The organism is Pseudomonas sp. CJQ_9 (assembly GCF_043106615.1).
GTDB lineage: Bacteria > Pseudomonadota > Gammaproteobacteria > Pseudomonadales > Pseudomonadaceae > Aquipseudomonas > Aquipseudomonas juntendi.
The window spans coordinates 1-11,879 of the sequence record NZ_JBICMS010000086.1; the positions used below are offsets into that span (position 1 = coordinate 1).

Annotated in this window: 13 protein-coding genes; 8 read left to right on the forward strand and 5 right to left on the reverse strand. The window is 62.4% G+C overall.

Features of this window, described 5'->3' with window-relative positions:
- Positions 1-475 precede the first annotated feature (475 nt).
- Positions 476-799: a ferredoxin FdxA gene (gene fdxA / locus ACF8SD_RS17600; protein ID WP_173887801.1), complete on the reverse strand. Its 324-nt coding sequence runs from the start codon at positions 797-799 to the stop codon at positions 476-478.
- Positions 800-939: 140 nt separating this feature from the next.
- On the reverse strand, positions 940-3,513 hold the full coding sequence (gene mutS, locus ACF8SD_RS17605; protein WP_173887802.1) for a DNA mismatch repair protein MutS: 2,574 nt from the start codon (positions 3,511-3,513) through the stop codon (positions 940-942).
- Positions 3,514-3,699: 186 nt separating this feature from the next.
- Between mutS and ACF8SD_RS17610 the strand changes: the two genes are divergently transcribed.
- The 3 genes from ACF8SD_RS17610 (at position 3,700) to recX (ending at position 5,844) form a co-directional block, all read left to right on the forward strand.
- Positions 3,700-4,212, forward strand: coding sequence for a CinA family protein (locus tag ACF8SD_RS17610; RefSeq protein WP_392484703.1), 513 nt, complete (start codon positions 3,700-3,702; stop codon positions 4,210-4,212).
- Between the two features lie 72 nt (positions 4,213-4,284).
- A complete protein-coding gene (gene recA, locus ACF8SD_RS17615; RefSeq protein WP_009686047.1) occupies positions 4,285-5,352 on the forward strand; it encodes a recombinase RecA in 1,068 nt (355 codons plus the stop codon).
- 21 nt (positions 5,353-5,373) lie between these two features.
- The gene (gene recX, locus ACF8SD_RS17620; RefSeq protein ID WP_009686046.1) at positions 5,374-5,844 is read left to right on the forward strand and encodes a recombination regulator RecX; all 471 of its coding nucleotides are present in this window, start codon (positions 5,374-5,376) and stop codon (positions 5,842-5,844) included.
- Positions 5,845-5,940: 96 nt separating this feature from the next.
- Here recX and ACF8SD_RS17625 read toward each other — a convergent pair whose 3' ends face one another.
- Positions 5,941-7,059, reverse strand: coding sequence for an LOG family protein (locus tag ACF8SD_RS17625; protein ID WP_173887804.1), 1,119 nt, complete (start codon positions 7,057-7,059; stop codon positions 5,941-5,943).
- A 161-nt stretch (positions 7,060-7,220) separates the two neighbouring features.
- Here ACF8SD_RS17625 and ACF8SD_RS17630 point away from each other — a divergent pair, with 161 nt between their 5' ends.
- Positions 7,221-7,430: a hypothetical protein gene (locus ACF8SD_RS17630; RefSeq protein WP_173887805.1), complete on the forward strand. Its 210-nt coding sequence runs from the start codon at positions 7,221-7,223 to the stop codon at positions 7,428-7,430.
- A 14-nt stretch (positions 7,431-7,444) separates the two neighbouring features.
- Here the strand turns inward: ACF8SD_RS17630 and ACF8SD_RS17635 are convergent, their stop codons facing one another.
- On the reverse strand, positions 7,445-7,864 hold the full coding sequence (locus ACF8SD_RS17635) for a quorum-sensing-regulated virulence factor family protein (RefSeq protein ID WP_173887806.1): 420 nt from the start codon (positions 7,862-7,864) through the stop codon (positions 7,445-7,447).
- 187 nt (positions 7,865-8,051) lie between these two features.
- Here ACF8SD_RS17635 and ACF8SD_RS17640 point away from each other — a divergent pair, with 187 nt between their 5' ends.
- From ACF8SD_RS17640 to ACF8SD_RS17650, 3 genes are all read left to right on the forward strand, one after another.
- Positions 8,052-8,762, forward strand: a complete 711-nt coding sequence (locus tag ACF8SD_RS17640) for a tRNA-uridine aminocarboxypropyltransferase (protein ID WP_009686042.1) — start codon at positions 8,052-8,054, stop codon at positions 8,760-8,762.
- Between the two features lie 177 nt (positions 8,763-8,939).
- Positions 8,940-9,590 carry a response regulator transcription factor ErdR gene (gene erdR / locus ACF8SD_RS17645; protein WP_009686041.1) on the forward strand — a complete coding sequence of 217 codons (651 nt, stop codon included), beginning with the start codon at positions 8,940-8,942 and terminating at the stop codon, positions 9,588-9,590.
- A gap of 72 nt (positions 9,591-9,662) precedes the next feature.
- Positions 9,663-10,028 (forward strand): diacylglycerol kinase, encoded by a 366-nt coding sequence (locus tag ACF8SD_RS17650; protein WP_009686040.1) that lies wholly within the window; start codon positions 9,663-9,665, stop codon positions 10,026-10,028.
- Here ACF8SD_RS17650 and finR read toward each other — a convergent pair.
- Positions 10,025-10,951, reverse strand: coding sequence for a LysR family transcriptional regulator FinR (gene finR / locus ACF8SD_RS17655; RefSeq protein WP_054890399.1), 927 nt, complete (start codon positions 10,949-10,951; stop codon positions 10,025-10,027). The genes ACF8SD_RS17650 and finR overlap by 4 nt on opposite strands.
- A gap of 120 nt (positions 10,952-11,071) precedes the next feature.
- Between finR and fpr the strand changes: the two genes are divergently transcribed.
- Positions 11,072-11,851, forward strand: a complete 780-nt coding sequence (gene fpr, locus ACF8SD_RS17660) for a ferredoxin-NADP reductase (RefSeq protein WP_046616646.1) — start codon at positions 11,072-11,074, stop codon at positions 11,849-11,851.
- The last annotated feature ends 28 nt before the right edge of the window (positions 11,852-11,879 follow it).

Sequence of the window (11,879 nt, forward strand, 5' to 3'; positions counted from 1 at the left end):
GGGTTGAAGCACGGCAAAAGCCCCCCAGAACTGCCCGGCAAAAAACCTGTCGAATATGTAATGCGCTACCCTGCTAACACCTGCTGTAAGCCTTTGCTTACTCGTGCTGTAAGCCATTCTAGCGAGCGACAGTAAATCAAAGTCGTTTTCAGAGACTGGTTTTTCATAACGCATTGAAAAACAAGGCTTATCTGCAGGTGAGTAAATGTTTCCCCGGCAATATCCGGCAAACTCCGGCGCTTGCCCGCGCCGCTGAACCCGCTAGTATTCGAACTGTGCACAGGGACATGCACAGGCTTTCAGGATGAAGGCCAAGGACATCGCAAGACGCGATTTCATCAGGATGATGTTTGGGACAAGCAGGGACTACGGAAAAAAATGTGGGCGGGTCAAACCGCCCCTTTTTTTGTCCGCAGTTTTTGCCCGGCACCAAAACAGAAAAGGCCCCGTAGGGCCTTTTTGCATTTCAGCGCTATCAGCGCTCCAGGTCGGCAATCTTGCCAGTCTTGCCATCCCACTCTTCGGCGTCTGGCAGGGCCTCCTTACGCTCGGTAATGTTCGGCCAGATTTCCGCCAACTCGGCGTTCAGCTCGATGAAGTTCTCCATGCCCGCAGGCACTTCGTCTTCCGAGAAAATCGCTTGCGCTGGGCACTCCGGCTCGCACAGGGCGCAGTCGATGCACTCGTCCGGGTGGATAACCAGGAAGTTCGGGCCTTCGTAGAAGCAGTCCACCGGACAGACTTCCACGCAGTCGGTGTATTTGCATTTGATGCAGTTGTCGGTGACAACGAAGGTCATTTTTAGTTCTCTCCTCAGGCGACGGCGGCGGCCCTTCCTCTCGGGGCCGCGCGGTTTACGGGCATATGGCTGCAGGCCAGGCTAGTAACCTGCAGCACCAGCAAACCGCGGCGGATTCTACCAGCTTGTAATGGGCGCCGTTATAACAGGTTCTTTAGTTGATATAGCATTTCGATAGCTTGACGCGGGGTCATGTCGTCCAACTGCAGTTTGCCCAGCTTTTCGATGGCCGGGTGTGGCAGGCTGGCGAACAGGTCGCTCTGGTGCGGCACCTGCGGCGCGTCCTTGGCCTTTTGGGCCACGGGCTGCTCATGGGGCAGGCTGGTGGTTTCCAGCCGGCCAAGGTGTTCGCGGGCACGTTGGATCACCACGGCCGGCACGCCCGCCAGTTGTGCTACCGCCAGGCCGTAGCTCTGGCTGGCAGGCCCAGGCAGGACGTGGTGCAGGAACACGATGCGTTCGTTGTGCTCGGTGGCGTTCAGGTGCACGTTGGCCACCAGTGGCTCGCTTTCCGGCAGCACGGTGAGCTCGAAATAGTGGGTGGCGAACAGCGTGTAGGCGCGCAGCTGGGCCAGCCGCTCGGCGGCGGCCCAGGCCAGCGACAGGCCGTCGAAGGTGCTGGTGCCCCGGCCCACTTCGTCCATCAGCACCAGGCTGCGGTCAGTGGCATTGTGCAGGATGTTGGCGGTTTCGCTCATCTCGACCATGAAAGTCGAGCGCCCGCCGGCCAGGTCGTCACTGGAGCCGATACGGGTGAAGATGCGGTCGACCAGCGACAGCTCGCAGCTGGCGGCCGGCACGAAACTACCGATGTGGGCCAGCAGCACGATCAAGGCGGTCTGGCGCATGTAGGTGGACTTACCGCCCATGTTCGGGCCGGTGATGATCAGCATGCGCGTGTTGTTGTCCAGGCCCAGGTCGTTAGCTACGAACGGCGTGGTCAGGACCTGCTCGACGACTGGGTGACGGCCTTGTTCGATCCGCAGGCAAGGCTCGTCGACAAAGCGTGGGCAGTTCAGGTCGAGGTTCAGCGCGCGCTCGGCCAGGTTGCTGAGTACGTCCAGTTCGGCCAGGGCGGCAGCGCTGTCCTGCAGCGGCGCCAGGTGGCTGATCAGGGTTTCCAGCAGGGCGTCGTAGAGCATCTTCTCGCGGGCCAGGGCGCGGCTCTTGGCCGACAATGCCTTGTCCTCGAAGGCCTTCAGTTCCGGCGTGATGAAGCGTTCGGCACCTTTGAGGGTCTGGCGACGAATGTAGTCGCCGGGGGCCTGTTCGGCCTGCTTGGTCGGCAGCTCGATGAAGTAGCCGTGTACCCGGTTGTAGCCGACCTTCAGGTTGGCCAGGCCGGTGCGCGCCTTTTCGCGGGCTTCGAGGTCGATCAGGAACTGCCCGGCGTTTTCGCTGATGGCCAGCAGGTCGTCCAGTTCGTTGTCATAACCGGCCTTGAGCACGCCGCCATCGCGGATGACCGCCGGAGGGTTGTCGATGATCGCCCGTTCCAGCAGGCTGGCCAGCTCGGGGTAGGTACCGGTGATCGCAGCCAGGCGTGCCAGGTGCGGCGCTTCGAGCTCGGTCATGGCGTTCTGCAGCTCGGGCAGCGCGCCCAGGGCGTCGCGCAGCCGGGCCAGGTCGCGCGGGCGGGCGTTACGCAGGCCGATACGCGCCAGGATGCGCTCGATGTCGCCAATTTCTTTCAGCTGTGGCTGCAGCTTTTCGAAACGGTAGCCGTCGAGGAGGCAGCGAATCGAGTCCTGGCGTGCCTGGAGCACCTTGAGGTCGCGCAGCGGGCGGTTCAGCCAGCGGCTCAGCAGGCGGCTGGCCATGGCCGTCTGGCAACGGTCGACCACCGATTGCAGGGTATTGTCGCGCCCGCCGGCCAGGTTGATGTCCAGTTCCAGGTTGCGCCGGCTGGCGCCGTCGAGGATGACCGTATCGTCCAGGCGCTCATGGCGCAGGCTGCGCAGGTGCGGCAGCGCCGTGCGCTGGGTTTCCTTGGCGTAGGTCAGCAGGCAGCCAGCGGCACCGATGGCCAGGGTCAGCTTGTCGCAGCCGAAGCCTTTCAGGTCCTTGGTTGCGAACTGCTGGCACAAGGCTTTGCGCGCTGAGTCGCGGTCGAAGTCCCACGGTGCACGGCGCCGCGCGCCCGGGCGCTTCTCGGCGGGCAGGTCGCGTGGCCAGTCGTCGGGGATCAGCAGCTCGACCGGGTTCAGGCGCTCGAGTTCGGCCAGCAGGTTTTCCCAGCCCTTGATCTCCTGCACGCTGAAGTTACCGCTGGTGATGTCCAATACGGCCAGGCCGAACAAGCGCTCGTCACCGAGCAGCGCGGCAATCAGGTTGTCGCGGCGTTCGTCGAGCAGGGCTTCATCGCTGACCGTGCCGGGGGTGATGATGCGCACCACCTGGCGCTCGACCGGGCCCTTGCTGGTCGCCGGGTCGCCGATCTGCTCGCAGATCACCACCGATTCGCCCAGTTTGACCAGCTTGGCCAGGTAACCTTCCAGCGAATGGAACGGAATCCCGCACATGGGGATGGACTGGCCGGCCGACTGACCGCGCGCGGTCAGCGTGATGTCCAGCAGTTTGGCGGCTTTCTTCGCATCTTCGTAGAAGATCTCGTAGAAGTCGCCCATGCGGTAGAACATCAACTGGTCCGGGTGCTGATTCTTCAGCTTCCAGTACTGTTGCATCATCGGGGTGTGTGCGGAGAGATCAGACATTCAGGGCCTTACAGCGGGTGATCTGGTTGGCGGTAAACCGGCAATGGTACAGGCTTTTTTCGCGAGATGCAGGCACGTACGGAACAGTGGCCGGCAGCCGCCGCAGGCCGCTGCGGTGCTGCAGGTTTCCTGAGCCAGGATGCCGGCAGGGTGGTAGGGTAAAGGGCCGCCCTGGAGGAGCCCGACATGGACCCGATCACCCCGCTTGCCGCCCGTTTGGGTGAACATCTGCGCCGTTTGGATGCCCAAGTGACCACTGCCGAGTCCTGCACGGGCGGCGGCATTGCACAAGCCATCACACGCATTCCCGGTAGCTCCGCCTGGTTCGAGGCCGGTTACGTGACGTACTCCAATGCCCAGAAAACCCGTCAGCTGGGGGTGCCCGAAGCGTTGTTCGGGCAGGTGGGGGCGGTCAGCCAGGAGGTGGTCGAGGCCATGGTCCGCGGCGCCCAGGCGGCCAGCGGCGCGCGCTTTGCCGTGGCGGTAAGCGGAGTGGCGGGGCCCGATGGCGGCTCGCCGGCCAAACCCGTGGGTACCGTATGGCTGGCCTGGGGCGACGGCAGTCGGGTGAGCAGCCAGCGGCGGCAATTCGACGGCGACCGCGAGGCGGTGCGGCGACAGACGGTGAGCGCCGCGTTAGACGGCTTGTTACAGCTTACTGCCGAGGAAATCGAAGACAGGGGTTTGCGCCAGCGCTAGCCTGTGGAATAATACTGGCTACTTATACAGGTATTGCGGCCATCAGGGCCCGTCGAACACGTGAGGATTTCAATGGACGACAACAAGAAGCGCGCCTTGGCTGCGGCCCTGGGTCAAATCGAACGTCAATTCGGTAAAGGCGCGGTAATGCGCATGGGCGACCACGAGCGCCAGGCTATCCCGGCCATCTCTACCGGCTCTCTGGGTCTGGACATTGCCTTGGGCATTGGTGGTCTGCCCAAGGGCCGTATCGTCGAAATCTACGGTCCGGAATCGTCGGGTAAGACCACGCTGACCCTGTCGGTCATCGCCGAAGCCCAGAAGAATGGCGCCACCTGCGCCTTCGTCGACGCTGAGCACGCACTCGACCCTGAATATGCCGGCAAGCTGGGCGTCAATGTCGACGACCTGCTGGTCTCGCAGCCAGACACGGGTGAGCAGGCCCTGGAAATCACCGACATGCTGGTGCGTTCCAACGCAGTTGACGTGATCATCGTCGACTCGGTGGCCGCACTGGTACCCAAGGCCGAGATCGAAGGCGAAATGGGCGACATGCACGTGGGCCTGCAGGCTCGCCTGATGTCCCAGGCGCTGCGCAAGATTACCGGTAACATCAAGAACGCCAACTGCCTGGTCATCTTCATCAACCAGATCCGCATGAAGATCGGCGTCATGTTCGGTAGCCCGGAAACCACCACCGGTGGTAACGCCCTGAAGTTCTACGCCTCTGTGCGTCTGGACATCCGCCGCACCGGCGCTGTCAAGGAAGGCGACGAGGTGGTCGGCAGCGAAACCCGCGTCAAGATCGTCAAGAACAAGGTCTCGCCTCCGTTCCGTCAGGCCGAGTTCCAGATTCTCTACGGCAAGGGTATCTACCGTAACGGTGAGATCATCGATCTGGGCGTTGCCCAAGGCCTGGTCGAGAAGTCCGGTGCCTGGTATGCCTACCAGGGCAACAAGATCGGCCAAGGTAAAGCCAACGCGGCCAAGTACCTGGCAGAAAACCCGGCTATCGGTACCGAGATCGAGAGACAGATCCGTGAGAAGCTGCTGAACGCTGGCGCTGTAGCCGCGGCCGGTAAAGCTGCCGCTGTCGAGGCGGGTGCCGACGACATGGCCGACGCTGAAGCCGGTTATTGATCGCGTGGTTTATAGCTGAACATGTCCGCCGTACTCGACACCCCCGTCGCCATTCGGCGGACAGCCATGGACCTGCTTGCGCGACGTGAGCATGGTCGCGTCGAGCTGACGCGCAAGTTGCGTCAGCGCGGTGCCTCCGATGAGCTGATCGAGCCAGAGCTCGACCGGCTCACCGAAGAGGGGCTGCTGAGTGAAGCCCGTTACCTCGAGAGCTTCATTCGTTACCGTTCCGGTTCTGGCTATGGCCCAGCACGTATTCGTGAAGAGCTTGGGCAGCGTGGTTTGCTGCGCGCCGACATTGAGCAGGCGCTGCGTGAAAGCGGCGTGGATTGGGCAGAACGTATGCGGGATGTATGGCAGCGCAAGTTCGCCGGGCAACGCCCGCAGGACCCCCGCAGCCGCGCCCAGCAAACCCGCTTTCTCGCCTATCGAGGCTTCACCATGGACATGATCGGCCGCTTGCTCAGCGGGCGAGACCTCGACGATTACTAGCCGCCGCAGACCTCGCAACAATCCCCGTAGCAGCGGTCTCAGCCGCGAACATCGTCAACGCCGGTACTCTCCAGCGCGCTGCCCCACAGTGCCTGATCAACTGGCCTTCAACGCCTCCCTGGCCCGCTGCGTGGTATGCATGGGCTGTGGCTTGGCCCAGTTCTCCGGCAGGTTGATAAAGTCCACCAGTTCACGCAGGCGCCCTTGGTTTCGGCCATTGAAGGCGAACGACAAGCGGGTCAGGTGGCTGTAGTCCCCCAACTCATGTTCGGCGCTGCTGTCTGCTTGCTGGTGGTACTTGCCGCTCAGGCGCAGGTCAGCAAAACCTTCCTCGATGTCAGACAGCGCCGCCTCGCTCAAGGCGTGATGCATGCGGATCACGAACTGGCTGTTCAACCAGCGGCTGGAGTGATAGTTGCGGTAGAACTGGTTGATTTCCTCCACCGCCTCCTCGGCGCTGTGCACCAGGCGCACCAGCTTCAGGTCGCTCGGCAGAATGTAATGGTTGTCCTCCAACTGCCGGCTGATGAAGCCCAGGCAGTCGTGCCAGAAGCTGCCGCCCGGTGAGTCCAGCAAAACCACGGGGACCAGGGGGCTTTTGCCGGTCTGGATAAGGGTCAGCACTTCCAGCGCCTCATCGAGGGTGCCGAAGCCGCCCGGGCACAGCACCAGGGCATCGGCCTCCTTGACGAAGAACAGTTTGCGGATGAAGAAGAAGTGGAAAGGCAGCAGCTTGTCGGTGCCGTCCACCGTAGGGTTGGCATGTTGTTCGAAAGGCAGGGTGATGTTGAAGCCCAGGCTGTGGGCGCTGCCGGCACCTTCGTGGGCTGCGGCCATGATGCCGCCCCCCGCCCCGGTGATGACCATCAGGTCCGAGCGAGCCAGGGTAGCGCCCAGTTCACGGGCCAGTGCATACATCGGGTGTTCCAGCGGCGTACGCGCCGAGCCGAACACGGTCACCTTGCGGCGGCCCTTGTAGCGCTGCAGGGTGCGGAACGAGTGGTCCAGTTCGCGCAAGGCCTGCAGGGTGATCTTGGCGCTCCAGCGGTCACTGTCATCGTGGGCCATGCGCAGGATGGTCAGCATCATGTCGCGGTACAGCGGCAGGTTCGGGCTGTTGGGTGCAACCAGTTGCAATTGGGCGTCGATGTGGCTCAAGTCGATATGGTTGTCCTGGAAATGGCTGAACAGCGATTCGTTCGATTGGTAAGGCATGCAACGTCTCCTTCTGCACCAATACCTCTAGACCTCAATCTAGACCCTGGCGGCCGATCGTGCCGGTGGGATTGCCAGCGCCACCCGTCGGCACGTGGCCAATGGCGGCAGGGGTCTGGTTAACTGGTAAAGCGAAACGTATCGATGCGGGAGGTGGCGGTATGCATCGCTTGGTCATCGAAGTGGACCTGCAGCTCTACCAGCAACTGGAACGTGCCGCCCAGGTTCATCACCTGAGCTTGGAGGCCGAGTGCCAGCGCCGGCTCGCGGGCCTGGAATGCCAGTCGCGCTACGTGCAGGCGCTATTGGCCGAGATGCGCGCCGAAGCTGCCGAGGGGCACTGGCGCGCACGGGAGCAAAGGCAGGTTTAGCCTGGGCGCGGTGCTTACTTCTTCTTGTTGCCGGCAACGCAGCTGGCATTGTCGAAAGCCTGGTCCATGATCGGCTGGTTGGTTTTGTAGACGGTGAACCGGTAAACCATCACCGCGCCCTTGGACATCAGGTTGCGGAAGCCATTGTTGCGGCACACGCTGTCGCCCAATTGGCTGCGCACCTGCGCAGGGTTGGCCTGCATGCGCTCGGCGTGGCTCTGACGCACGCTGAGGTGATTGACCAGTGCCTTGCCTTCCACGGTGTAACCCTGGTCGAGGATGTCTTCATTGATGGCACGTGGGGTGCCGACGCTGCTCTCTTTGGCGACCTTTTCCAGCATCTTGTTCAGGTCGTAGTCCTGTTTGGAAGCCGCCTGGGCTGCCAGGGGCAGGGCGAGCAACATGCTCAGGGCGGGGGCAATAAGGCGCAGCATGAGTATCTCCTGGTTCGATGACTGGCGCTTTGACATGCGCGTGTCGACGGCGTTCCGTGAACCCCTTGGCCGGCGGCAGCCCGGGGCACGGGAAAAGCCTGATTATAAGGATTCTGGTAAACTGGCGCCCTTGTTTTCCCAGAGCCATCCTTGTGCCCATTTCCCATCTTTCCATAGGCCTGCCGGCATGAGCCATGCGGTAGCGCGCCTGCGTGCCGAGCGCCTGGCCCGCAGCAACAAGCCTTTCATTGCCCGAGGGTCGCGGGCCGAGCGTTGCCCGGATTGCCGGGTCATTGCCAGCCATTGCCTGTGCGCCTGGAAGCCCCGCGTGCAGGCCGACGCCGGCATGTGCCTGCTGATGCATGACACCGAGCCACTAAAACCCACCAATACCGGCTGGCTGATTGCCGACCTGATCGAAGATACCTCGGCGTTCGGCTGGCTGCGCACCTCGGTTGACGAGCGCCTGCTGGCCCTGCTCGACGACCCGCACTGGCAGCCCTACATCGTTTTCCCGGGTGAGTTCGTCGCCCCGCAGCGGGTGGTCAGCGAGGTGGTGCGTGAGCCGGGCAAGCGCCCGCTGTTCATTCTGCTGGATGCCACCTGGACCGAGGCGCGCAAGATGTTTCGCAAAAGCCCCTACCTGGACCGGTTCCCGGTGCTGAGCCTGCAGGCGGAACAGATGTCACGCTACCGCCTGCGCCGCTCCAAGCGCGATGATCACTTCTGCACCGCAGAAGTTGCAGCCATGTGCCTGGAGCTGGCCGGCGATAGCCTGGCGTCGCAGGCACTGGATGCCTACCTGGATGTATTCAGCCTGCATTACCTCAGTGGCAAGCGGCGACTGCCGCTGGACGAGCAGGACGAGACCCATCAGCGTTTGCATACCTTCCTATAGTCCAAGGGGCACTCACCCGGCTTTGGTTCATAATGACGGGGCTGGCGGCCAGGGTGGGCGAGGCGGCAAGGCGGTTGGCTTGACCACCCTTGACCGTGCTCGGCATGCTTGGCGCCGATTCCCCGTCGGGCACTTGCCTACCCCCAGTGCCCGGGACAGAACAGGATCCTTAGATCGATGGCCACTTACGAAATCCTGATTGCCGATGACCACCCGCTGTTTCGCGGCGCCCTGCGCCAGGCCGTTACCCTCGGCCTTGGCCCGGACGTTCGCCTGGTCGAGGTCGCGAGCATTGCCGAGTTGGAGGTGCGGTTGAGCGAAAAAGCCGACTGGGACCTCGTGCTCCTCGACCTGAACATGCCGGGCGCCTACGGTTTTTCCGGGCTGGTGCTGCTGCGCGGGCAATACCCGCAAATTCCCGTGGTGATGGTTTCGGCGCAGGAGGAGGCCGCCGTGGTGGTCAAGTCCCGCGAGTTTGGCGCCAGCGGCTTCATTCCCAAGTCCAGCCCGCTGGAAGTGATCCAGGATGCGGTGCGCAAAGTGCTCGACGGCGAAGTCTGGTGGCCGCCGCAGGCGTTCGAGAAGGTCGATGTGTCGGCCGAGGCCAAGGCTGCCAGCGAAGGCCTGGCGAGCCTCACGCCGCAGCAGTTCCGGGTACTGACCATGGTCTGCGAAGGCTTGCTGAACAAGCAGATTGCCTATGAGCTGAATGTCTCGGAAGCCACTATCAAAGCCCACGTCACGGCGATTTTCCGTAAACTGGGGGTGCGCACCCGCACCCAGGCCGCGCTGCTGTTGCAACAACTTGAATCAGTTGCCAGCCACTGACGGCGTGCGGCTTCACGCTTTTTTGACCTGAGCCGGTCTAGCCTGCCGGCCTTCTGTTGTGAAATGACTCACATGACATCGCCATTCAAGGGCCAGACCGGCCTCAAACGTATCTTCAACGCCGCTGGCTATTCGCTGGACGGCCTGCGCGCGGCCTTCAAGGGCGAGGCAGCATTCCGCCAACTGGTGCTGCTCAACGTGCTGCTGATCCCGGTGGCGTTCTGGCTGCCGGTCAGCCGTGCAGAGCGGGCGATCATGATCGCCGTGTGCCTGCTGGGGTTGATTGTCGAGCTGTTCAATTCTGCGATCGAGGCCGCTATCGATCGCATTTCGCTGGAGCGCCACCCGCTGTCGAAAAACGCCAAGGACATGGGCAGCGCCGCACAGCTGGTGGCGCTGAGCATGGTGGCGCTGGTGTGGGGGGTGATCCTGCTTTAAGCGATCGGCGGCAACACGATTTCGTCGCTGCGGGTGAAGCCCGCGGTGAAGTTGCGGCAGAGCTCCAGAAATTCGCGCATGGCCGAGGTCTGGTACTTCTGCTTGTGCCAGATGAAGTAGAACTGGCGCATCAGGTCCAGCTCCGGGGTTTCCACCGGTACCAGGCTGCCACGGCGAAAGGCGTCCCGCAGCGCCAGGCGTGAAATGCAGCCGATACCCAACCCCGATTCCACTGCACGCTTGATCGCCTCGGTGTGCTCCAGTTCCAGGCGGATGTTGAGGTTGGCGCGGTGATGGCGCATGGCCTGGTCGAAGGTCAGGCGTGTCCCCGAGCCTTGTTCGCGCAGGATCCACGCTTCCTGCGACAGGCTGTCGATATCGGCACGGCCCAGCTTGGCCAGCGGGTGCTGGGGCGCGCAGAAAACCACCAGTTCATCCTCCACCCAAGGCTGGACCTCCAGGTCGGGGTGGTTGCAGTCACCTTCGATCAGACCTAGATCAATTTCGTAATGAGCGACCTGCTGCACGATATGCACGGTGTTCTGGACATGCAGCTTCACCTGGCTCTCAGGGTGGGTCTGCATGTAGCTGCCGATCAACAGGGTGGCCAGGTAGTTGCCAATGGTGAGCGTGGCGCCGACCGCCAGTGAGCCGAAACCGGACTTGCCATTGAGCAGGTCTTCGATTTCCTTGGCCTGGTCGAGCAGCGCGACCGCCTGCGGCAACAACTGGTGGCCGAGGGCGTTGAGGGCCAGGCGTTTGCCGGCGCGGTCGAACAGTTGGCAACTCGATTGCCGCTCCAGTTCGGTGATGGAGGTGCTGGCGGCCGATTGCGACAAGGCCAGCAGGCTAGCGGCTCGAGAGACGCTCTGGTGCTGGGCTACCGCGACGAAGACTTGCAGTTGACGAAGTGTAAATCGCATATCGATATAACCGATAACACATATCTTGATAATCCAGTTAACAGATATTGTCGCTGCCCCTAAACTATCGCGCAACTGTGCGTGCTGCACGCGCTGCGTTTTTCTTCAGGAGCCCCATCGATGAGCAACATGAACCACGAACGTGTCCTCAGTGTGCACCACTGGAACGACACCCTGTTCAGCTTCAAGTGCACCCGCGACCCGGGCCTGCGCTTCGAGAACGGTCAGTTCGTGATGATCGGCCTGCAGCAGGAAAGCGGCCGCCCGCTCATGCGTGCCTACTCCATCGCCTCGCCGAACTGGGAAGAGCACCTGGAGTTCTTCAGCATCAAGGTGCCGGACGGCCCGCTGACTTCGCAGTTGCAGCACCTGAAGGAAGGCGACGAGATCATCATCAGCAAGAAGCCTACCGGCACGCTGGTACTGGACGACCTGAACCCAGGCAAGCACCTGTACCTGCTGAGCACCGGCACTGGCCTGGCGCCGTTCATGAGCGTCATCCAGGACCCGGAAACCTACGAGCGCTTCGAAAAAGTGATCTTGGTGCACGGCGTGCGTTACGTGAACGAAGTGGCCTACCGCGAATTCATCACCGAGCACCTGCCACAGAACGAGTTCTTCGGTGAGGCGGTGCGCGACAAGCTGATCTACTACCCGACCGTGACTCGCGAGCCGTTCGAGAACCAGGGCCGCCTGACCGACCTGATGCGCAGCGGCAAGCTGTTCAGCGACATCGGCCTGCCGCCGATCAACCCGCAGGACGACCGTGCGATGATCTGCGGTAGCCCGAGCATGCTCGACGAGACCAGCGAAGTGCTGGACAGCTTCGGCCTGAAGATCTCCCCGCGCATGCGCGAGCCGGGCGACTACTTGATCGAGCGTGCCTTCGTCGAGAAATAAGGCGCAGGCAGTACGAAGAAGGCGACCC